The following is a 20682-nucleotide window of genomic DNA, read 5'->3' on the forward strand; positions in this document are numbered from 1 at the left end:
TGGCAGTTCGTTATATAGGGTGGAGGTGTTACTATCATGAACAAGCGTACATCCAAAAATCGAATCTATTCGCTATCCAGCGCAGTGTTGCTGCTCGTACTCGCCGGTTGCTCCGGCGCATCCGATCCTAAAAATGGAGCGTCACCAACACCGAGTTCCAGCCCGGCACCAAGTATGTCTCCAGCACCGAGCATGAGCCCATCTCCATCCGCTTCTACTTCGCCTACACCAGCTCCGACCGCCGAGGCATCAACGCCTCCGGCAGAATCCGAGGTTAAGAAGGCTGAAGGCAAATTTGTCGGATTGGCAGATTCCCATACGGTAGAGATTGAGATCGACGGACAACCACAATCGTTTCAGCTAAGTGAAGCTACGCAACAAGTAGCGGGTGAGCTAGAATCCGGAGTTTCAGTGGAGTTCGAATATACGGAAAAAGCGATAGAAGGAGATGCTTCTGCGAAGGAGCTAACATTAATAACCTTGGTTAAGGCCAAGTAACAGCGCAGCGCCATAGCGGAGGCACTATCCGGACAGCATACCAGCTGTTCGGATTTTTTTATGCGCCAATTAGGAGTTATACACAGAGTTATCCCCACTATAAACAGGCCGAATCGGGCTAAAATAAAGAATTTGAAAATGTTGCTCACTTATCCACAGGCTAAGTTATGCACATGTAAACAACTTAATTCGTTTTTCCAGTCTCAGGAAACGCATAAAATTCCTCCCTGCCGAGCATACCAAGGTGGATTGTGTATAGACAGGGCAGGAGGTAATCAACGATGAATAAAAGCATTTTGGCAGCCGTTAGCTGCTTGTTGCTGACAGGCGCCCTTGCTTACTCCGGTGCGCCGGGAATGTCGGCGCTTTCCGCGCTTGATGATGTGGTAGGACGGGCGAACAAATCTGCACATGCCGCGTTGCCTGTCCACGATATGCAGGCGGCGGCTTGGAGTAAGCCGTACCACTTTGGCTTCAAAAAAAGCAAAAACGGAGTGCTGCCATCCATCGCGGAAGAGGGCTTTCAGCCGCTAATGGAGAAACATGGCGCGGTATTCCTCGGCGATACGGCCATGAAGGAGTTGTATCTGACCTTCGACAATGGTTACGAGAAGGATGGCTTAACCGGCAAAATTCTTGATGTGCTCAAGGAAAAGCAGGTACCGGCGATATTTTTCATTACAGGGCATTATGTCAAAACCGAGCCTGAGCTTGTGAAGCGGATGACCACAGAGGGGCATCTGGTCGGCAATCACTCCTGGAGCCATCCGGACATGAGCACGTTGCCGCAGGAGAAGGTGAAACAGGAGCTTGCGGATGTTAAAAAAGCGGTTGCTGATTTAACTGGTGTACAGAAGATGGATTATTTGCGACCGCCGCGGGGAATTTTCAGCGACAGCATGCTTGCGGCAAGCGCCTCAGAAGGCTACCGCAATATATTCTGGTCGATTGCATACAGGGATTGGGACACCTCTGCCCAAAGGGGAGCGGACTACGCCTATCAGAACGTAACGACTCAGCTTCATCCTGGCGCGGTTATTTTGCTGCATTCGGTATCCAGCGACAACGCGCAAGCTCTGGGCCGGATCATCGATGAGGCGCACAAACAGGGTTATACGTTCAAAAGCTTGGATCAAATGGGTAAGCGGACGTACCGCTAATAGGATGTGTTGTCAAATTAGGATACCATATGGTATCCTAATTTTTGTCTTGGAAGAGCATTTATAAACTCAATCTACAGGAGGATTCCATCATGAGTACATCATCATCCCGGTCGCTGCCGGAAATTCGCCAAGTTCAGGTGATTAAAGCTCCGATTGAGAAAGTTTGGCAGGCAACCGCGACTTCAGAAGGAATTGCATCCTGGTTCATGCCTAATACATTCCGTCCCGAGGAAGGCGCGGAGTTCGTCCTGCAATCCGGCCATTTCGGCGATTCCCCTTGCCTCGTAACCGAGTTCTCACCGCCGAACAAGCTGCAGTTCAACTGGGGCAAGGATTGGTCGGTCACATTTTTGCTGAAGGAGCTTGAGCCTGGTGTGACAGAATTTACGCTGATTCACTCTGGATGGATGGAAGATGGCTTGACTGAGTTTGGACAGCCGCATAGCGAAGTGCGCGGAAACATGAACGGCGGCTGGACTGGAATCGTGAAAAAGCTGGCTGCTGTTCTGGAGAACTGACGTTATGGGGCTGCAGAAGCCGAAGCATGATGTCTACCAGGCAATAGCCGATCCGACGCGACGGCAGCTGCTGCTGTTGTTGCAGGATGCTGGTGAGCTGCCGCTTAAGGAGGTTACGCCGCATTTTGCGATAACGAGAGCTGCTGTGTCCAAACATCTGCATGTTCTGACGGATGCTGGACTCGTCCGCGAGCGCAAAGTGGGCAGGGAAACTCGCTACAGGATGGACCCCGACCCGCTGCTGGAACTGAGGCGGTGGTTAGCTTTCTTCGACCTCTATTGGGAGAACAAGCTTTCCGCGCTGAAGTTGCTCGTTGAGGAACCGGAAGGTGAAGGGCCAGCTGAGATCGGATCGGATGGAGGCAGCTCGTCTTGACTATTATTCCATGGGTATGGGTACAACGGGTTTGCTCCTGCGACGCTCGCTGTGATAAGATGTAACCATTATGGTTACAGTTTATTGGCGGCCCGCATGCTGCCGGAAAGAGGTTTAAAATGAAGGTTGAAATTTGGTCTGACTATGCTTGTCCGTTTTGTTATATCGGTAAGAGAAAATTCCAAGAGGCTTTGGAATCTTTTGAGCATAAGGATGATGTAGAGGTCGTTTATCGGAGCTTTGAGCTCGACCCTGGAGCGGAATATGCGCCAGGCACCAGCATTCATGAGCTGCTATCCCGTAAATATGGCATGTCTGTAGAGCAAGCCATCGCGAACAATAACAATTTGGGGCGCCAGGCTGGCGAGATGGGTCTGAACTTCAATTTCGATGCGATGAAGACCGGCAATACGTTTGATTCTCACCGCCTGATGGCTTGGGCAGTCGAGCAAGGCAAGGGAGATGAGCTGTCGGAGCGTCTGTTCAAGGCCTACTTTACAGACGGTCTGTTGCTGCAGGACCGTCAGGTGTTGGTGACTCTGGCTGGCGAGGTCGGCCTGTCGGCCGAGGAAGCGGAGCAAGTACTCGTTTCCAACCGTTATAGCGAGCTGGTGCGCGCCGAGGAGCAGGTCGGCTCCGAGCTGGGCATTCGCGGCGTGCCATTTTATGTAATGGACCGCAAGGTAGGCGTATCCGGCGCGCAGTCGCCTGCCTCGTTCCTACAAGTGCTGCAGCAGGCATGGGCAGAGAAGCAGGCAGGTGCTAATGCTCCTGCAACGGCTGAGCCCGGCGCGAACACAGCCGCAGGGGACAACTGCGCTGACGGTTCCTGCGAAGTGCATGCGCGGGATTAACGAGCTCTCACCCACGGAAATGCCGGAACGTGATTGTTCCGGCACTCTGTATCCAGCATAGCCTAGTAAAGGGACGTCCTTCATTCCGCGAGCTGCGGTGGAGGGCGTCCCTTTCATTTTAAGTCAGAGTATGCGTCATCGCGATCATCACAATTAGGCCGACAATGAAGGAGAAGGTCGCCGCTCGTTCGTTGCCGTCCCCGTGGCTCTCCGGAATCAACTCCTTGTAAACGACGAAGAGCATAGCGCCGGCTGCGAAAGCGAGGCCATAAGGCACGATTGGATCTATAACAGCAACGAAGCTGACGCCGACAAGAGCTGCAAGCAGCTCCAGTAGTCCGGTGCCGACCGACATTAACACGGCGTAGCCCCGGCGCATTCCTTGCGTAATCAGGAAAAGTGCGGTTAAAAAGCCTTCCGGAATGTTCTGCATACCGATGCTAACGGCCACGATGGGACCGAGCTGAGACTCGCTGCTGCCGTAGCTGACGCCAACAGATAGACCTTCTGGCAAATTATGCAGCGCCATGGCTGCCAAGAAGAGCAAGGAGTTGCGATCCATCCCCAGCCATCCCCGTGAAGCTGCCGCCGAGCCAGACGAAAGATCAACCTGAGACTCATGTGAGGGATCGGTATGGGGGATGATGAGCTCCAGCAACATGAGCACGACGGTGCCTAGCAGGATGCCAACGGTGAGCGTGAAAAGATTCGACAGCTTAAGAGCGCTCGGGATGAGCCCATATATTGATGCGGCAACCATAATGCCCGCTGTGAAGGCGAGCAGGATATCTTTGCCTCGATGGGTAATATTAGTGAAGAAGAAGGCGGGCAGGGCGCCGATGACCGTGCATACCGCCGTTGCCAAGCTGCCGAGAATGATTGGATTCATATAAGCTCCTCGCTTCGGAGCGGACTCCGGTTATCTCCCACTAGGGTATGCTTTAAATGACGGGTTATGCCAACGAGGGAAATATCGAGGCAATTTCCTTTTCTCTCCACCTTGATGGCGTTACAATATAGCACAGATGCTGCGGAGGGACGAAGCTTGCTGCAACCCCCTCCTGTGAGGAGAATGACAATGCTGAATGACCTGATGTCCTACATGACAGAAGAGCGATTGCTGGAGCTGCTAGACCGCTATCGGTCCTTTGGGCCGCTGCCAGGCATTCTGCTGACTTTTCTTAAATCCTTCGTTCCCCCTTTACCAACGCTGCTGATCGTAGGTGTCAATGCGGCGGTGTATGGTCTCTGGGCTGGATTTCTGTATTCCTGGATTGGTCTTGTGGCTGGCTGTATGACGACATTCCTGGCTGTGAGAGCGGCTGCGGGGCATCGGATCGCCAGGCGCTGGGCTGAGAAGCCTAAGGTGCAAGCCAGCATGAGCTGGATTCGCCGTAACGCATTCAGCTATGTATTCATCCTTAGTCTGTTTCCAGTTGGCCCCTTCGTACTGGTTAATATGGCTGCGGCCGTCTCCCGTATGGGCATAGCCCGCTTTTTCACAGCGGTTGCTGTCGGCAAAGGAATTATGGTGCTCGCTGTTTCCTATGTCGGCCACGATGTCGGACGCTTTTACCGGGATCCGCTCCAGCTCCTGTACGTTTTGCTGTTCGTCATCCTGTCTTGGTATGTATGCAAGCGTATTGAAGCAAAATACATGAAGGCTCCCGAGGAAAATAAGACAGGCACGCTGCCTGCTTAAATCGGCGAGAACTTTTTTCTCCAATCCTGACAGACAGCTGTCAGGGTTGTTTTGTTAGAGTAAAAAAGCCGCATTTTGAATCCGTCTGGAGGCTGATTTTAAGCCCTTGGGACCTGGCTATAATGGGGAAGAATGTGTCCGACAGTGAAGTCGGCAACAGACAGAAAGGAAGAGGATGGAACGTATGAATCAAGCCTCCCGCAACAACACAGGCCTGGTCATCGCCGGGCTGCTGCTAGGCATGCTCATGGCATCGATGGACCAAACCATCGTGTCAACGGCTATGGGTACGATCGTAGGTGAATTAGGAGGTCTCGACAAGTTTGTCTGGGTTACCTCTGCTTACATGGTCGCCGAGATGGCCGGCATGCCGATTTTTGGTAAGTTGTCTGACATGTATGGCCGCAAGCGATTTTTTGTTTTTGGATTAATTGTGTTTATGATTGGGTCAGCCCTTTGCGGCATCGCCCAGACGATTGAGCAACTCGCGATGTACCGGGCCATTCAGGGCCTTGGCGGCGGCGCGATGATTCCAGTCGCCTTCACGATTATGTTCGATGCTGTGCCTGCGGAGCAGCGGGGCAAGCTCGGAGGTCTGTTTGGCGCTGTGTTTGGCCTGTCCAGTATTTTCGGACCGCTGCTTGGAGCTTATATCACAGATTATATCCACTGGAACTGGATTTTCTACATCAATCTTCCGCTCGGCCTGCTGGCTCTTGTGTTCGTATGGGCATTTTACAAAGAGTCACAGCAGCATAGCCGACAGGAAATTGACTGGGGAGGAGCGGCGACGCTCGTCGGTGCCGTTGTCTGTCTGATCTTTGCACTTGAGCTTGGCGGCAAAACGATCGGGGGTCGCACTTTCGCTTGGGATTCCGCGACGATTCTTGGTCTGTTCGGAGGTTTCGCCGTGCTGACCGTGCTGTTCGTCATGTTCGAGCTGCGAGCTAAAGAGCCGATTATTACATTCCGCATGTTCCGCAGCAGAGTGTACGCCTCAAGCAATCTGATCGGCATTTTTGCCGGAGCGGCGTTTGTCACGGCTTCTATGTACATCCCAATCTTCATCTCTGGCGTCATGGGCGGTAAAGCGACCAATTCTGGACTTGTGTTGCTGCCGATGATGGTCGGTTCCGTCGTCACCGCTACGCTTGGCGGTTTCCTGATGACCAAGTTCAAGTACCGCACTCTGATGATTCCGACGCTTGCGTTGCTCGTGATTGGCCTTGGGCTACTGACGACAATTACAGCGGATACGAATATCTGGATCATGCGACTGTATATGGTACTGGTTGGTCTTGGCATCGGGGCATCATTCTCGGTACTAAGCAATGCCTGCATGTTCTCTGTGCCCGTACAGGATCGCGGTGCGGCGAGCTCGACGCTGAATTTCCTGCGTTCGCTTGGCATGGCGCTGGGTATCACAGTATTCGGTATTATCCAAAGCCATCTGTTCAGCAAAAAGCTGGCTGACGCTCTTGGCAGCGGTGCTGGAGGGGAGCCTGGAGCTGCGGCTGGCGCGGATGCGGCTGGAGCCGGCGGTACTGCTGGTGGTGCTGTAGCTGGAGCAGCGGACGGAGCAGGCTTGCCGGGCTTCACGCTTAATGATCCCCGTGAGCTTATGGACCCGGATCTGCGCGCCAATATTCCACCTATGTTATTGGAGAAACTTTCAGATGGACTGTCCTCAACGATCGTCCAAACGTTCGCCTGGGCGCTCATCCCGGCAGCTCTGGCGCTGTTCTTCGCATTCTTCATGGGTAAAAGTAAGATGGATCCCCAAGCTGTCGCCGAGCAGGAACGGGAGTACGCTTCCGGTCATTGATCGATGCTCGACTCGGCTCTAGCGGGTTCCTCCAGCATGTTTTGTGCTGAAGTTATACTGTGCTTGCCAAAGGCTGCTTCCTGTCCGAACTCGGGACAGGAAGCAGCCTTTTATAATGTCAATCCCGGAGGCGGCCCAATTTCCGCTTACCTGTGGTAAGCTAGGGGAACGCTATCCAATATGCAAGCGAATAAGCACGAAAGAGGCCTGACGAATCCCTATGCAACAAGGAACTGCAACTCTCAAAGCTTACAATTTTATTTACTTCGCTCTGCTCGCCGTATTCGTCTCCTTCATGCCGGTCTACCTGGATCTTCAGGGCTTGTCCACGGTTCAAATTGGTCTCATCACAGGAACAGGCGGTTTTGTCACGATCATCTCCCAGCCCCTTTGGGGCATGATCAGCGATAGGATGCGTACCGTACGCAAAGTCATGCTGCTGCTGACCGTTTGCGCTACGCTTACGGGTTATTTGCTGTACGGGACGTCCAGCTTCCCCATGCTGCTTGGCTTGGCGATGATTCTCTACTTTTTCTTAATGCCGATCGATCCTCTGTTAGAGAGCTTGAACTTCCGCACGGCGGAAAGCGCTGGTGTCAGCTACGGCTCGATCCGTACTTACGGTGCATTCGGTTATGCGGTCATGTCCCTGATCGTCGGGTATGTGATGACTGGTCTCGGCTCAAAAAGTTTAGGGCCGCTGTTCGCCGTTGTCGGCGTGGTAGGCATTATCATCTGCTTCAAGCTGCCGGATGCCAGGGCAACGGGCCAACCCGTTAAGCTGGCCAGCTTGGGCCAATTTCTGCGCAACCGCCAGACGGCGCTTTTCCTGCTGCTGATCTTCATCAGCGCCGTGCCGCAGCGAGTCAATGACACGTTCCTCGGCGTATACATTCGCGATCTTGGAGGTAGCCCAGAGCTACTGGGACAAGCTTGGTTCCTTGCTGCGGGCAGCGAAATTGCTGTTTTTGCCCTCAGCTTCTGGTGGCTGCGCAAGGGTAAAGAGCTCATGCTCATCTCGATTGCTGGCTTTTTCTATTTCATCCGCTTCTTCTTAAGTGCATGGATAACGGAGCCGTACGGGCTTGTGCTGCTGCAGTTATTGCAGATTGTCACCTTCCCGGTGTTCTACGCGGCAGCCATTCAATATCTGTATCGAATCGTCCCGACGGAATGGAAAGCAACCGGTCAGACCGTGCTGGCGCTATTGTTCTTCGGCGTATCCGGTATCGTCGCTTCCTATGCAGGAGGCTGGATGTATGATGCACTCGGCGGCAAAACGCTGTACCTTTATATTTCAGGACTTTCCTTGCTTGGCCTGTTGCTTGGCCTTTATTTATCCCGCAGCAGTAAGGGGATGCAAGAGCCGGTAGCGGAGTAACAAGTTGCAAGTGAATAGAAACACCTAAGCTGTCGCCGAGCGAGCAGGAACGGGAGTACGCTTCCGGTCATTAATCGCGTTAAGCCGCCTGTCCGATTGTGGACAGGCGGCTTTTTTTGAAATCCAATGCCGAGGCGGATGAAGTTGAGCTCTGGATTTATGGAAGTTTGTTGACTACACGTATGTAAGCGCTTATAATTTAATGAAGAAACAACAACAATCAACATAAATCCAAATGGAATGTTTGTGTTAAGGCGGAAGCCATTCAGGCGGTCAGCGCAGTTGAAACGGCTGCTGGCGGGGCTTATTCGGAGGAGGACAAGGTTACGCTTGCTTCAATAATTGGCCATGTCATGCATTTTGAAAAGCCTTAAAAAATCGGAATAGGGTGGCGTTATGTCTTTATCCTTTGAGAAGAGAAAGAAAAAAATATTGGAGTACGTGAGCAAAGAAGGCAAAGTCGAGGTGACGGTGCTCGCCGACGAGTTTAACGTATCCGCCGAGACAATCAGACGCGATTTGGAACGTCTGGACAACGATGGAAAGCTGAAAAAGGTATATGGCGGGGCCGTCAAAGTAAGAGCCGATTCGTCGGAACTGCCGTTCGAGCAGAAAACGCTGATCAATGCCGCCCAGAAGGCGGCTATCGGCAAATATGCCGCTGCCATGATCAATTACGGGGACACGGTCATGCTCGGCAATGGGACAACGATGCTGGAAGTGATTCGCAACCTCGGCGACCGTTCGGATGTAACGATCGTCACCAATTCGGCGCCGGCGATGCTGCTTGCGATGGAAGTGTTTCCAGGTCGGATTATTTTTACCGGCGGGGAGCTGAACAAACATCAGAAAACAACGTCCGGCCCGCTTTCTGAGTTGATGCTGGACCAGCTTAGGGTGAACAAAACGTTTCTCTCGGCAGGCGGCTTGTCGCTGAAGGACGGCGTTACGGATTACGAGCTTTCGGAAGCTACGATTTCCCGCAAGATGATCGAAAGAGCCGATGAGACGATTTTTCTCGCAGATTCGTCCAAATTTGGCAAAGCGACGTTCGCCAAAATATGTTCGCTGGATGACGTCTACTCCATTGTGACCGATCGCGAATGTCCGGAGGAATGGCAGAAAAACCTGAACGAAAGAGATATTGAAATTTTCATCGCAGACAAGGAGGACTAACAGTGAAAGTAGATTTTCATTTCCATCTTGAGGAAGGCCCTTACTCCTTTTCTTGGCTGCAGAGAACGGCAAGGGCGCTGGAAACCGTGCCTGGGGAAACGAAGCCGGACAGCAAGCCGAATACGCTGCCATGGATTGAGCATACGATAGATCGACTGAAACTAAGATTGGACGAAGGATGCTTCTCCGAAAGATGGCTGGAGGCGTACATGATCGAAGGCCAGAAAAAAGGGATTCAACGCTTCGGGATGGTCGATCATCTCTACCGGTTCCAGGAGTTCCGCGATTATTACGAGAAATATATTTTGATGGACGACAGCGAGCTCGGAAAACTTCAGCGTTACTGGTATGACCGGGTTCGCATTGGCTCGATTGACGAGTTCCTCACAGCCGCGCGCAACTTGCAGAGGAAGGGCTACCCATTGTCCGTCGGCGTGGAAGCCGATTATTTTCCGGGAGGGGAGGAGGAGCTAAAGTCTCTTCTGGACAAGTATGAGCTGGATTACGTCATTGGAAGCGTTCATTTCCTGGATGGCTGGGGTTTCGACAACCCGGAGACGAAGGAAATTTATGAGAGCAAGGATCTGCTAGGCTTGTACAAGTATTTATTCGAGCATGTAATCAAAGCAGCCAACTCCGGAATGTTCAATATTATAGCCCATCTCGACAATTTGAAAGTGTTCGGGTACAGACCGGACGAGAAGCTGCTGCTGGATCTGTATGACGAAGTAGCCGCCGCGCTTAAAAAAGCGAACGTCGCTTCGGAAATCAATACGGGTCTTGCTTACCGATATCCGGTTAAGGAAATGTGTCCAAGTCCCGCGTTCCTGAGCAGGCTTCATGCGCACGGCGTGCCGATTACGCTAAGCTCGGATTCACATTTTCCGGACGATATCGGCACGTTGCTGGATGAGGCGATGGCGTTAGCCAAGCGCACAGGTTACGAAGAAATCGTGTATTTCGAGAAAAAGCAAAGAATAAGTGTGAAATGGGACGAGTGAAATGCACATGACGCCTGGCATATGGGAGATTAGCCATGCCGAACTGACGATTCGGATCGTGTCCGCGCTGATTATCGGCGGCTTAATCGGATTAGAGAGAGAATGGGGAGATCATGCGGCGGGTTTCCGCACCCATATTCTCGTTTGTCTGGGCTCCGCGCTCATTATGCTGTTGTCGATTTACGGTTTCAGCCAATTCGCCTATGAAGCGAATGTCCGTATGGACCCTGCTCGTCTGGCCGCCCAAGTGATCAGCGGCATCGGTTTTCTCGGCGCGGGAACGATTTTGCGCACGGGCTTGTCGATCTCGGGCCTGACGACGGCCGCGTCGCTGTGGGTTGTCGCTGCGCTAGGCCTGGCCGTAGGCGCTGGTTTCTACTATGGGGCGCTGCTTACCGCTTTTCTCGTTCTTGTCAGTTTGTTCCTGCTGAACAAGCTGGAGAAGTATTTTACTCGAAACCGCAAGCAGATTGAGGTTGGCCTGGCGATGACGGACGGGCCGTCCTGCTTGCAAACGGTAATAGCGCGAATGGAGCAGTACGGGGCGACGATCACTCACATTTCAACGGATTACCTGGCAGATAATCATGCGGGTTCGCTGGTGAATCTGCGGTTGAATCTGAAAGTCGAGAAATTCAAGAAGATTCCTTACTTGCTGGATGATTTAAGAACGACCGATGGAGTCGTGAAAGTCGACTATCAGTGTATCGCTACTAAAGCGCAGAAAATACCGAAAGACAGCAAAGGAAAGCTGGAAGCTACCAGCTGAGTCGCGGAAACCAAGCATGGGGCGCGAAACTTATAAATTCGTAAGCGGTGAACAAACGGATGATAAGGTGGTTGTCAGGATGGATCGAGAAGTACGGGCAGTGCCTCTCACCGTGCGCGTCATTCCGAACGTGGACCCCGAGCTTGGCGCGCAGCTGCAGGTCAAGCCGCATATTCGCAGCCTGGGCATATTGACTTGCACGATTGATGATGTCGGGTATACCGCGATTGACGAAGCGACAAAAAAAGCCGACGTGGAGGTTGTGTACGCAAAGTCGTTTTACGGGGGTTCGGCGCATGCTTCCGGCCCGTTATCGGGTGAGTTCATCGGCATTCTCGGCGGGGCCAACCCGGAAGAAGTGAAAAGCGGCCTGGACGCCGCGGTGGAAACGATGCGGCGCTCGGCCTGCTTTTATTCCTTGAACGAGGAAGGCTCTCATGCCTATTACGCTCACGTTGTTTCCAGGACGGGAACGTATTTGTCGGAGCTGGCGGGCATTCGCCCGGGCGAGCCGCTCGCTTATTTGATCGCGCCGCCAGCGGAGGCGATGATCGGTCTTGATCTCGCGATGAAGGCGGCGAACGTCAGGCTTTGCCGGTTTTTCGGCCCGCCGACGGAGACAAACTTTGCGGGCGCGCTGCTGACCGGCAGCCAGTCGGATTGCACAGCGGCTGCTGAAGCATTCGCTGCAGGCGTTAGAAACGTAGCGATCAAGCCGATAGACTTCTAGCGAGAAAGGAGAGGCGAATGACAGAAGGGAATGGGCAGGCGCTCGGCATGATTGAGACGATGGGGCTTGTCGCTCTGATTGCGGCAGCAGACGCGGCGGCCAAGACCGCTGATGTGAAAGTGCACACGTATGAGAAGGCGGATGCCGGCATTATGACCGTTTACATCTATGGGGATGTATCCTCCGTACAGGAGGCCGTTCGTGCGGGTATGGAAATGGCGAAGACGCTTGGCAAGCTGCTCCATTACAGCGTTATTCCGAGGCCGGCGTTTGATTTTACGGAATGGATCCAAAAAAAGACGGCGGTCAAGGGGGCGACGGCAAGCGGAGCACCTGCTGCGGCTGCGAAAGCGGCAGGCGCAACCGATGCCCCCAAGTCCCCAAAGCCGGCGCAGGAAAGCTAACCATTGGAAGTTGGCTGACGTGAATATCGGCACGTAAGGGGTGAAGAGGTTTGGCTATCGAAGATAAGGATCTTAGATCGATTCAAGAAGCCCGCGAGCTGCTGCGCAAAGCGAAAACGGCGCAGAAAGCGCTGGAAGCGCTGTCCCAGGAAAAGGTAGACGCGATTGTCGGCACGATGGCGGAGGCCGGAGAGCGCGAAGCGGAACGTCTGGCTCGAATGGCGGCGGACGAGACTGGCTTTGGCAATGCAGCGGACAAAGAAACGAAAAACCTGTTCGCGGTACGCACGATCTATTCAGCCATTAAGGATATGAAGACGGTTGGTATTATCCGCAAGGACGAGGCAAACAAGCTGTGGGAAATCGCTCAGCCGTTCGGAGTCATCTGCGGCATTGTCCCCTCCACCAATCCGACGTCGACAACGATGTACAAAGCGTTGATCTCGATTAAAACAAGGAACGCCATCGTGTTCAGTCCGCATCCTTCGGCGCTTGCTTGTACGCTGGAGGCGGCGCGCATCATGCAGAGCGCGATCGAGCGGGCGGGTGGTCCGAAGGATGCGGTCGCCTGCATAACTGAGCCGACGATGGAAGCGACGCAAGAGCTGATGAAGTCGAAGCTGTCCGATTTGATACTAGCTACCGGAGGCACGCCAATGGTGCGTTCCGCGTACAGCTCGGGCAAGCCGGCCTACGGCGTGGGACCCGGCAACGTGCCGGCGTACATTCATCAAAGCGCAAAAGTCAAAGAGGCGGTTCGGCGAATTTTTGAAAGCAAAACGTTCGACTACGGAACGATCTGCGCTTCCGAGCAAGCGATTGTCACCGATCGAGCGGTTAAAACGCAAGTCATGGAGCAAATTCGCGCTAATGGCGGGTACATGCTGAATTCGGAGGAGAAAAGCAAAGTTGCTTCCGTCATTTTGGCGGGCGGCAGGCTTAATCCCAATATCGTCGGCCGTTCTGCGACGCTTATCGCAGAAATGGCAGGTATTGCGGTTCCGGCAGGCACCCGGGTCCTCGTCGCCGAAGAGACGGAAATCGGCAAAGCGGTTCCGTTCTCGCTCGAGAAGCTGTGTCCGATTCTGGCGCTGTACACATGCGACAATTGGCGCGACGGTTGCCTGACGTGCACGAAGCTGCTGGAAAACGGCGGGCTGGGACATTCGCTCGGCATTCATTGCGAGGAGATGGACGTCATTGAAGCTTTTGGCCTGGAGAAGCCGGCTTCACGGATTATTGTGAATGCCGGGACGACGTTCGGGGCGATCGGTGCGACTAGTGGCATTTTCCCGTCGCTTACGCTCGGATGCGGCTCTTACGGCCACAACATCACTTCCGACAACGTAGGTCCGATGCATCTAATCAATATCAAACGTGTCGCCTTCGGCCTCCGGGAAATGGAGCTGGACAACCGAATCGACCAGGCTGCCCGGCAAGTCGAAAGTAAACTTGCTGCGGAGATCAGCCGCGACGAAGTAAAGGACATTATTCGTAAGGTGCTGGAAGAAATTCAAGCTGGCAATTCATAACTTGATCCTATGAGGAGGAATTACAAATGGCAGGAGAATACACAGCATTAGGCATGGTTGAGACAAAAGGGCTGGTAGGCGCAATCGAAGCGGCGGACGCAATGGTGAAAGCGGCCAACGTCAAATTGATCGGCAAGGAACACGTAGGCGGCGGAATCGTGACCGTTATGGTGCGCGGAGACGTAGGCGCTGTTAAGGCTGCTACGGATGCGGGCGCAGCGGCTGCCGAAAAAGTGGGCGAGCTGTTGTCCGTTCATGTTATCCCAAGACCGCACACGGATGTTGAGGGCATTCTGCCGCGCGTTCAAGGATAATCAACTATGCCCTTCATTACGGAAATGCAATTGCGGGCTTCGCTGAGCAAAGGAGGATTGCCGAATCCTTATGTACTCAGCGAAGGCTGCCAATTAACGCCGGCGGCGAGAGATTTCTTACAGAGCCGGGGCATTACCGTCGGAAAGTCAGGCGCGATGTCGGGGAAGCAAGCTTCACCGGCATTGCCGGACATCCCGATTGGCGTATCCAACCGGCACATTCATCTGTCCGTCGAGCATATCGAGAAGCTGTTCGGCCCTGGGTATGCGCTTAGCCCGCTTAAGGAATTGTCGCAGAGGGGCCAATTCGCCGCAAAAGAGACCGTGTCGCTTGCCGGTCCAAAAGGCATGCTTAAGGACGTTCGCATACTGGGCCCGTCTCGGGGCGCTTCTCAGGTGGAAATCAGCCGAACGGACGGGTTTCAGATCGGGATTCATCCTCCGCTGCGGCTGTCTGGTGTTATCGCGGATACGCCGGGCATTGCCGTCTACGGCCCGAAAGGCTTCGTTTATCTCGAGCAGGGGGTCATTGTGGCCAAGGCTCATATCCATATGTCGCCCGGAGATGCCCAAGCTTACGGGGTGAAAAACGGGAATCGCGTGCAAGTTCGAACGCATGGACAGCGTCCGCTCGATCTTCATGAGGTCGTCATCCGTGTTGACCCGCGTTTCTCGCTTGATCTCCATATCGACACCGATGAAGCGAATGCCGGATTTATCAATCAGGGAGACCGCGCGTCAATTATAGGCCTCTCGACTTAATGATACAGAAAAGCGGTGAAAACGTGGACATTCGACAGCTTGTCCAAGATATTGCCAGGGAAATAATGAGCTTGTCCGACAAGCCGAATCTGCAGCGGAAAGCGCCGAAACTGCTTTTTATTTTCTGCGACAGCCGCGCGCATGAGGGGCACTCAGACCAATTCATTTTATTAGACAATCACGGAATCGAATATGATCTCGTGTTCCTGGACGGCGTAACGTCAGCTTGGATCGGGATGAGCCGTATGGAGTCGTCCGGCGCAGGCAAGACAATTGCCATTGATGAATATGCGCCTGCTCCGATTGAGCTGCCCAAAGATTACGACGGCGTCGTCATTCCGGAGATCGATCTGGATAACGCCTCGCGTATAGCTGCGGGCTTGAAAGGGTCGGTTAAAGCGGAAATCGTTTTCTCCGCGCTGCTGCTGAACAAGCCGGTGTGGGTTGGGAAGGATAGCCCGGGAGTTAAAAGGAACGATCGCAAAACGTTAAAGGTGTTGAGCCTATCCCCAGGTTACACGAAGCTGTTTCAAAAACGGCTGGCTGAGCTGGAGGAACTGGGCATTATGTTCGGGCCGGGACAGGAGTTGTCACGAGAAGTTGTCCGTTACTTTGAACTGCTGAAGAGCGATGGGGTCGGCTATGAGGCTGACGGCTCGTCCGCCGCAGCAACGGCCTCCCGTACGGCAACAACGAGGCCGGATGTCGCGTTGATTACGGCGGATTGGGTGTCCGCCCAGGCGGCTTCGCTCAACGGCTTGCTTGAAGTGGAGCGCGGGACGATCGTGTCCCCTTTGGCTAAAGATTTGTTAAGGGACAAAGGGATTGTCCTGCACTTTTCGGATAAAGGATGATGGAAATGCTCCTGGGCAAAGTGGTCGGCAGCGTGTGGGCGACGCAGAAGGAAACCGGCATGGAAAACTTGAAGCTGATGATCGTTCAGCCGATCGACTGCTTCGGCAACAGTTCCGGTCAGACGGTAATCGCCGTTGACCGGATCGGCGCCGGTGTGGGAGAGCGAGTCATTGTCTCCCGAGGCAATCCCGCACGCATGCTGTTTCCGCAGAAAGTTGTGCCGATTGATGCAATTATCGTCGGAATCGTCGATTCGTTGGAGGTCGGGGAGCCGTAAGGAGGCCAAGCTATGGAAAAGCAACGAGTCATTCAAGAATATGTACCGGGCAAACAGATCACTTTGTCTCATATTATTGCGAACCCCGATCCCATCCTTTATGAGAGACTGGGGCTCGAGGAAGCGGGCGCGATCGGCATTATGACGCTTACACCGACGGAAACGGCGATCATCGCCGCAGACATCGCGACAAAAGCAGCCGTAGTCGGGATCGGTTATCTGGATCGCTTCACCGGCTCGCTCGTCGTTAGCGGCGAAGTGTCGGCGGTAGAGATGGCCATGGTAGCCGTCAATGAATTTTTAAGCGGGAAGCTGGACTTTACCCCGGCTTCCATCACCAGATCGTAGATGAAGCGTGCGATGGTCATCGGTTCGGTCGGCGCCGGCAAATCTACGCTAATCCGGGCGCTGCTTAATGAGGAGCGGCCTGCTTCCAAAACCCAAAGCCTCGTATTCCGGGACTGGCTCATTGATACGCCTGGGGAATACTGCGAGAATCCGCTGCAGTACCGCTTTCTGATCGCAACCTCCTTCGACACGCGCCTGCTCGTACTCGTTCAGGACGCGACGCGGGAGCGCAGCTATTTTCCGCCCGGCTTTGCCGGAGGGTTTCCGGTTCCATCGCTCGGTGTTGTGACGAAGATCGACAGTCCGAAGGCGGATACGGCCAAAGCGAAGCGTTTCTTGCGGCAAGCGATGCCGAAAGGAGACATCTTCGAAGTGTCCTCGATGACGCTGGAGGGCATAGAAGAGCTGCGCGAACGGATCGAAAGCCTGGTTCAGCCGAAGGGAAAGAGCGATAGGGGATAGCTTATGGATGAACAATGGATCATAAGCGTCGGCATCGATCTCGGCACAAGCACGATGAAGCTCATTGTCAGCCGGTTAAAGCTGGCCCGCAAATCGAGCCCTTTCGGCTTGCCGCGATTTGAAATTGTCGAGCGGCTGCTCGCCTACGAGAGCGAGGTTACATCAACGCCGCTTCTTAGCGAGACTGAAATTGATATGGCCGAGGTGTCGATGTGGCTGCAAAAAGAATATCAAGCGGCGGGCATCCGGCTGTCCGACATTAAAACGGGCGCGGTGATTATTACCGGAGAAACAGCAAACAAGGGCAATGCTAAGCAATTGCTGCACTCGCTTGCCGACAGAGCTGGTGATTTTGTCGTCGCGACTGCGGGCGCTGATCTGGAGTCGCTGCTTGCGGGTAAAGGCTCCGGGGCGATGAAGCGATCACTGCAAATGCGCGGAGTCGTCTGCAATGTCGATGTCGGCGGGGGGACGGCGAACACCTCGTTTTTCCGCCGGGGACATATGGTGGAGACGGTGACGTTCCATGTCGGGGGAAGATTAATTCGGCTTCGCCCGGACGGCGAAGTGACGTATTTATCCGCAGCGATCCGGCCATGGCTGGATGCCAACGGGTTCAAGCTTCAGGCTGGCCAGACGGTAAGTTTCGGTTACCTGAAAGAGGTTGCAAGGCAAATGAGCCGCAGTATGCTTGATTGCTTGGCAGGGGATACGAATTCAACCGGTGCACTGCTGAGCGTGAATGGGAAAGTGCCGATCATGCCGCCGGTCGAAGAGCTGATGGTTTCCGGCGGCGTAGGGGGCATGTTAATTTCCGCCAACCCGCGAAGCTTGCCGGAAACGGCTGTGTACGGCGACTTCGGCCCGCTTTTGGCAGCTTGTTTGCGCGAAGAAGCGAGACATTATCCGTTCGCGCTTGCTGTTCCCGATTATACTTTCAGGGCGACGGTAATCGGAGCGGGTATGCAGAGCACGGAGATAAGCGGTGCTACGATTCATATTTCCCCGGGGCTGCTGCCGATGAAAAACATTCCTGTCTTAAAGCTGGACAACTTAGAGGTGAAAAAGGCGATCGAGCTCGGCTTGCAAGTATACGATGCCGATGCTTGCCCGCCTTTTGCGCTGTTTATTCCCCAGTTGCAGACAGTCACTTACGAACTGATCCGACAGCTTTCCGAATCGCTTGTTGCCCATTACCGGACGATGATTCCGGGCTGCCGGACGTTGATCGTGTTATGCGAGAACGATATGGGCAAGGCGCTCGGCCAAGCGCTGAAGCTGCGCTCATCCGGAGAATTATCCATTGTGTGCGTAGACCAGATCAAAGTCGAGTTTGGAGATTATTTGGATTTGGGGGAACCGATCCGGGATACGATGATTCCGGTTATTGTGAAGACGCTGGCGTTCCACAGCGGTTAGGAGGAGTACGGATGAATCTATCAACGACGGTGCTCGGCAAAACGTATTCTTTTCGTCATTTAAAGGAAGTGATGGCGAAAGCCAACGAAGAGAAGTCTGGGGACCAGCTCGCAGGCCTTGCGGCCGAAAATGCCAAAGAACGAATGGCGGCGAAGTGGGTGTTGGCCCATTTGACCTTATCCGATATTCGCGAAAACCCCCTTCTGCCACCCGAAGACGATGAAGTGTCCCGGGTAATTGAGGAAGATATAAACGAGAAAATCTATGCCGAAATCCGCAATTGGTCCGTTGCCGAATTGCGCGAGTATTTGCTTGCTTCCACGACCGGAACGGACGAGATCAGGCGCATCTCCAGAGGACTGACAAGCGAAATGATCGCGGCTGCCGCCAAGGTGATGAGCAATCTGGATTTAATTCAAGCCGCCGCTAAAATCGAAGTCATTACCCACTGCAACACTTCCATCGGCCAGCGCGGTGTGTTATCAGGAAGGGCGCAGCCTAACCACCCGGCCGACGATGTGACCGGCATTCAGGCGGCCCTGTATGAGGCGTTGAGCTATGGGATCGGAGACGCCGTGATCGGCATCAATCCCGTAATCGATACAACGGACAGCGTAAAAGCGATTATGAACATGACGAAAGAAGTCATGAACAAATGGAGCATTCCGACGCAAAACTGCGTCTTGGCGCATATTTCCACGCAAATGCGGGCGATCAGGAATGGCGGTTATGCGGATCTCATCTTCCAGAGTCTTGCGGGATCGCAAGCCGGGAACACGTCATTCGGCATCGATCTTGCGCTGCTGAACGAGGCGGACGCGCTTGTTCGCAGCCAAGGCACATCCGCCGGGCCAAACTTCTGGTATTTCGAGACGGGGCAAGGCTCGGAGCTGTCCGGAGGCGCTCACCACGGCATCGATCAGGTGACGCTGGAAGCGCGCTGTTACGGATTGGCGAGAAGGTTTAAGCCGTTTCTCGTAAACACCGTTGTCGGTTTTATCGGCCCGGAATATTTGTATGATGGCAGACAAGTTACCCGCGCAGGGCTGGAAGACCACTTTATGGGCAAGCTGCATCTACTGCCGATGGGCGTTGACGTCTGTTATACGAATCATATGAAGGTGGATCAGAACGACATGGATAACTTGTCGGTGCTGCTGACGTCGGCAGGCGTTAATTTCCTAATCGGAGTTGCGATGGCGGACGACTGCATGCTGAACTATCAATCGACAAGCTTCCACGATATCGCGACTTTAAGAGAAACGCTCGGGCGCAGGCCGGCGCCTGCATTTGAGCAATGGCTGGAGAATATGGGGATTATGGCAAACGGCAAGCTGACGGCAGATGCTGGAGACCCGACGTTATTCCATTCATTTCGATAGGGAGGTGCAGGCGGCATGGATTCGTTAGATTTGGAGGAAATGACCACCCGAATTATGCAGGAGCTCCAACAGCGGCTTGGCACGACATCGGAGGAAAAGGGGACGAGTCAAAGCCGCATCAATGACGAATTCCATCAACAGGAACAGTTGCCGTCTGCCGTGGTGGAATCAAACGAATCGTTTACTGGGCCAAGGCATAACCGGAGAAACAATATTCCGCAGCCGCGTTCGGCGGAAATGCTGGAGGAGCTGCAAGCTGCGACGCCTGCCCGAATTGGCGTATGGAGAGCGGGGACGCGGCCGTTAACCCGGGAAATGCTGCTTTTCCGCTGCGATCACGCTGGAGCTGTGGACACAGTTTATGGCGAAGTTAGCGATAAGCTGATCGAGAAGTTTCAGCTTTTTCAAGTAGAAACGCTCTACGAGAACACGGAAAACTATTTGAAACGCCCCGATATGGGCAGGCTGCTGACGGACGAGAGCATCGACCGGTTGCGGTCAGGATGCCAGAAGCGAGCGCAAGTGCAAATTGTCGTCTCGGACGGGTTGAGCGCCAACGCGATTGAGCATAATCTCTCTGACGTGTACCCCTCGTTGATGGACTCTCTTAACGCTTATGGGCTGAAGGCGGGCACGCCGATATTCGTCAAGGGCGGACGTGTGGCGGTGATGGATCATATCGGAGAAATATTGGAACCGGATGTCCTCGTTATGCTGATTGGCGAGCGGCCTGGGCTCGTGTCTTCCTCATCGATGAGCGCTTATATGTGTTACCGACCTAGAAAGGGAATGGTGGAATCGGCTCGTACCGTGCTGTCCAATATTCATCAGGGAGGAACGCCGCCCGTTGAAGGAGGAGCGCATATCGGCACAATCGTCTCCAAGATGCTGGAGCAAAAAACGAGCGGAGTAAAGCTTGTCATATAGCTGCAAG

24 protein-coding genes are annotated in these 20682 nt (G+C 53.8%); 23 read left to right on the forward strand and 1 reads right to left on the reverse strand.

Going from position 1 to position 20682, the window contains the following annotated elements:
- The first annotated feature begins 36 nt into the window (after positions 1-36).
- From CGZ75_RS20465 to CGZ75_RS20485, 5 genes are all read left to right on the forward strand, one after another.
- Positions 37-498 carry a hypothetical protein gene (locus CGZ75_RS20465; protein ID WP_089526136.1) on the forward strand — a complete coding sequence of 154 codons (462 nt, stop codon included), beginning with the start codon at positions 37-39 and terminating at the stop codon, positions 496-498.
- A 434-nt stretch (positions 499-932) separates the two neighbouring features.
- A complete protein-coding gene (pdaA, locus tag CGZ75_RS20470) occupies positions 933-1658 on the forward strand; it encodes a delta-lactam-biosynthetic de-N-acetylase (RefSeq protein WP_245851063.1) in 726 nt (241 codons plus the stop codon).
- A 92-nt stretch (positions 1659-1750) separates the two neighbouring features.
- The gene (locus CGZ75_RS20475) at positions 1751-2179 is read left to right on the forward strand and encodes an SRPBCC family protein (protein ID WP_089526137.1); all 429 of its coding nucleotides are present in this window, start codon (positions 1751-1753) and stop codon (positions 2177-2179) included.
- Between the two features lie 4 nt (positions 2180-2183).
- Complete coding sequence (locus CGZ75_RS20480) at positions 2184-2555, forward strand: ArsR/SmtB family transcription factor (protein ID WP_089526138.1); 372 nt, start codon at positions 2184-2186, stop codon at positions 2553-2555.
- 119 nt (positions 2556-2674) lie between these two features.
- A complete protein-coding gene (locus tag CGZ75_RS20485) occupies positions 2675-3409 on the forward strand; it encodes a DsbA family oxidoreductase (protein ID WP_089526139.1) in 735 nt (244 codons plus the stop codon).
- A 118-nt stretch (positions 3410-3527) separates the two neighbouring features.
- Here the strand turns inward: CGZ75_RS20485 and CGZ75_RS20490 are convergent, their stop codons facing one another.
- Positions 3528-4298, reverse strand: a complete 771-nt coding sequence (locus tag CGZ75_RS20490) for a ZIP family metal transporter (protein WP_089526140.1) — start codon at positions 4296-4298, stop codon at positions 3528-3530.
- A 189-nt stretch (positions 4299-4487) separates the two neighbouring features.
- Here CGZ75_RS20490 and CGZ75_RS20495 point away from each other — a divergent pair, with 189 nt between their 5' ends.
- From CGZ75_RS20495 to eutC, 18 genes are all read left to right on the forward strand, one after another.
- Entirely contained in the window at positions 4488-5111 is a 624-nt protein-coding gene (locus CGZ75_RS20495; protein WP_245850998.1) for a TVP38/TMEM64 family protein, read from the forward strand.
- A gap of 184 nt (positions 5112-5295) precedes the next feature.
- Positions 5296-6936 (forward strand): MDR family MFS transporter, encoded by a 1641-nt coding sequence (locus CGZ75_RS20500; protein WP_089526141.1) that lies wholly within the window; start codon positions 5296-5298, stop codon positions 6934-6936.
- Positions 6937-7156: 220 nt separating this feature from the next.
- Positions 7157-8317 (forward strand): MFS transporter, encoded by a 1161-nt coding sequence (locus tag CGZ75_RS20505; RefSeq protein WP_089526142.1) that lies wholly within the window; start codon positions 7157-7159, stop codon positions 8315-8317.
- A gap of 396 nt (positions 8318-8713) precedes the next feature.
- On the forward strand, positions 8714-9493 hold the full coding sequence (locus tag CGZ75_RS20510; RefSeq protein ID WP_089526143.1) for a DeoR/GlpR family DNA-binding transcription regulator: 780 nt from the start codon (positions 8714-8716) through the stop codon (positions 9491-9493).
- 2 nt (positions 9494-9495) lie between these two features.
- Positions 9496-10494, forward strand: a complete 999-nt coding sequence (locus CGZ75_RS20515; RefSeq protein WP_089526144.1) for a histidinol-phosphatase HisJ family protein — start codon at positions 9496-9498, stop codon at positions 10492-10494.
- 7 nt (positions 10495-10501) lie between these two features.
- On the forward strand, positions 10502-11263 hold the full coding sequence (locus tag CGZ75_RS20520; RefSeq protein WP_245850999.1) for an MgtC/SapB family protein: 762 nt from the start codon (positions 10502-10504) through the stop codon (positions 11261-11263).
- Positions 11264-11342: 79 nt separating this feature from the next.
- Positions 11343-11993 (forward strand): ethanolamine utilization microcompartment protein EutL, encoded by a 651-nt coding sequence (eutL, locus tag CGZ75_RS20525; protein WP_089526521.1) that lies wholly within the window; start codon positions 11343-11345, stop codon positions 11991-11993.
- Between the two features lie 17 nt (positions 11994-12010).
- Complete coding sequence (locus CGZ75_RS20530; RefSeq protein WP_089526146.1) at positions 12011-12397, forward strand: BMC domain-containing protein; 387 nt, start codon at positions 12011-12013, stop codon at positions 12395-12397.
- Positions 12398-12447: 50 nt separating this feature from the next.
- Positions 12448-13929 (forward strand): acetaldehyde dehydrogenase (acetylating), encoded by a 1482-nt coding sequence (locus tag CGZ75_RS20535; protein WP_217900092.1) that lies wholly within the window; start codon positions 12448-12450, stop codon positions 13927-13929.
- A 26-nt stretch (positions 13930-13955) separates the two neighbouring features.
- The gene (locus tag CGZ75_RS20540) at positions 13956-14243 is read left to right on the forward strand and encodes a BMC domain-containing protein (RefSeq protein WP_089526147.1); all 288 of its coding nucleotides are present in this window, start codon (positions 13956-13958) and stop codon (positions 14241-14243) included.
- Positions 14244-14249: 6 nt separating this feature from the next.
- Positions 14250-15005 carry a phosphate propanoyltransferase gene (gene pduL, locus CGZ75_RS20545; protein WP_089526148.1) on the forward strand — a complete coding sequence of 252 codons (756 nt, stop codon included), beginning with the start codon at positions 14250-14252 and terminating at the stop codon, positions 15003-15005.
- A 23-nt stretch (positions 15006-15028) separates the two neighbouring features.
- Positions 15029-15859 carry a hypothetical protein gene (locus CGZ75_RS20550; protein ID WP_089526523.1) on the forward strand — a complete coding sequence of 277 codons (831 nt, stop codon included), beginning with the start codon at positions 15029-15031 and terminating at the stop codon, positions 15857-15859.
- Between the two features lie 5 nt (positions 15860-15864).
- Positions 15865-16137, forward strand: a complete 273-nt coding sequence (locus CGZ75_RS20555; RefSeq protein WP_089526524.1) for a EutN/CcmL family microcompartment protein — start codon at positions 15865-15867, stop codon at positions 16135-16137.
- A 12-nt stretch (positions 16138-16149) separates the two neighbouring features.
- Entirely contained in the window at positions 16150-16485 is a 336-nt protein-coding gene (gene eutS / locus CGZ75_RS20560) for an ethanolamine utilization microcompartment protein EutS (RefSeq protein ID WP_089526149.1), read from the forward strand.
- A complete protein-coding gene (locus CGZ75_RS20565; protein WP_089526150.1) occupies positions 16486-16947 on the forward strand; it encodes a EutP/PduV family microcompartment system protein in 462 nt (153 codons plus the stop codon).
- Between the two features lie 3 nt (positions 16948-16950).
- On the forward strand, positions 16951-18366 hold the full coding sequence (locus tag CGZ75_RS20570) for an ethanolamine ammonia-lyase reactivating factor EutA (RefSeq protein ID WP_089526151.1): 1416 nt from the start codon (positions 16951-16953) through the stop codon (positions 18364-18366).
- 11 nt (positions 18367-18377) lie between these two features.
- Entirely contained in the window at positions 18378-19748 is a 1371-nt protein-coding gene (locus CGZ75_RS20575) for an ethanolamine ammonia-lyase subunit EutB (protein WP_089526152.1), read from the forward strand.
- Between the two features lie 15 nt (positions 19749-19763).
- On the forward strand, positions 19764-20675 hold the full coding sequence (gene eutC / locus CGZ75_RS20580) for an ethanolamine ammonia-lyase subunit EutC (protein WP_089526153.1): 912 nt from the start codon (positions 19764-19766) through the stop codon (positions 20673-20675).
- Positions 20676-20682: the final 7 nt, after the last annotated feature.

It is taken from the genome of Paenibacillus herberti, from assembly GCF_002233675.1.
Classification (GTDB): Bacteria; Bacillota; Bacilli; order Paenibacillales; family Paenibacillaceae; genus Paenibacillus_O; species Paenibacillus_O herberti.

Coding starts and splice junctions, on each gene's coding strand:
- pdaA (WP_245851063.1), top strand. CDS start 933: ATGCAGGCGGCGGCTTGGAGTAAGCCGTACCACTTTGGCTTCAAAAAA.
- CGZ75_RS20480 (WP_089526138.1), top strand. CDS start 2,184: ATGGGGCTGCAGAAGCCGAAGCATGATGTCTACCAGGCAATAGCCGAT.
- pduL (WP_089526148.1), top strand. CDS start 14,250: ATGCCCTTCATTACGGAAATGCAATTGCGGGCTTCGCTGAGCAAAGGA.
- CGZ75_RS20510 (WP_089526143.1), top strand. CDS start 8,714: ATGTCTTTATCCTTTGAGAAGAGAAAGAAAAAAATATTGGAGTACGTG.
- CGZ75_RS20570 (WP_089526151.1), top strand. CDS start 16,951: ATGGATGAACAATGGATCATAAGCGTCGGCATCGATCTCGGCACAAGC.
- CGZ75_RS20530 (WP_089526146.1), top strand. CDS start 12,011: ATGACAGAAGGGAATGGGCAGGCGCTCGGCATGATTGAGACGATGGGG.
- CGZ75_RS20520 (WP_245850999.1), top strand. CDS start 10,502: ATGACGCCTGGCATATGGGAGATTAGCCATGCCGAACTGACGATTCGG.
- eutS (WP_089526149.1), top strand. CDS start 16,150: ATGGAAAAGCAACGAGTCATTCAAGAATATGTACCGGGCAAACAGATC.
- CGZ75_RS20475 (WP_089526137.1), top strand. CDS start 1,751: ATGAGTACATCATCATCCCGGTCGCTGCCGGAAATTCGCCAAGTTCAG.
- CGZ75_RS20465 (WP_089526136.1), top strand. CDS start 37: ATGAACAAGCGTACATCCAAAAATCGAATCTATTCGCTATCCAGCGCA.
- CGZ75_RS20575 (WP_089526152.1), top strand. CDS start 18,378: ATGAATCTATCAACGACGGTGCTCGGCAAAACGTATTCTTTTCGTCAT.
- CGZ75_RS20565 (WP_089526150.1), top strand. CDS start 16,486: ATGAAGCGTGCGATGGTCATCGGTTCGGTCGGCGCCGGCAAATCTACG.
- CGZ75_RS20500 (WP_089526141.1), top strand. CDS start 5,296: ATGAATCAAGCCTCCCGCAACAACACAGGCCTGGTCATCGCCGGGCTG.
- eutC (WP_089526153.1), top strand. CDS start 19,764: ATGGATTCGTTAGATTTGGAGGAAATGACCACCCGAATTATGCAGGAG.
- CGZ75_RS20490 (WP_089526140.1), bottom strand. CDS start 4,298: ATGAATCCAATCATTCTCGGCAGCTTGGCAACGGCGGTATGCACGGTC.
- CGZ75_RS20540 (WP_089526147.1), top strand. CDS start 13,956: ATGGCAGGAGAATACACAGCATTAGGCATGGTTGAGACAAAAGGGCTG.
- CGZ75_RS20485 (WP_089526139.1), top strand. CDS start 2,675: ATGAAGGTTGAAATTTGGTCTGACTATGCTTGTCCGTTTTGTTATATC.
- CGZ75_RS20555 (WP_089526524.1), top strand. CDS start 15,865: ATGCTCCTGGGCAAAGTGGTCGGCAGCGTGTGGGCGACGCAGAAGGAA.
- eutL (WP_089526521.1), top strand. CDS start 11,343: ATGGATCGAGAAGTACGGGCAGTGCCTCTCACCGTGCGCGTCATTCCG.
- CGZ75_RS20505 (WP_089526142.1), top strand. CDS start 7,157: ATGCAACAAGGAACTGCAACTCTCAAAGCTTACAATTTTATTTACTTC.
- CGZ75_RS20495 (WP_245850998.1), top strand. CDS start 4,488: ATGCTGAATGACCTGATGTCCTACATGACAGAAGAGCGATTGCTGGAG.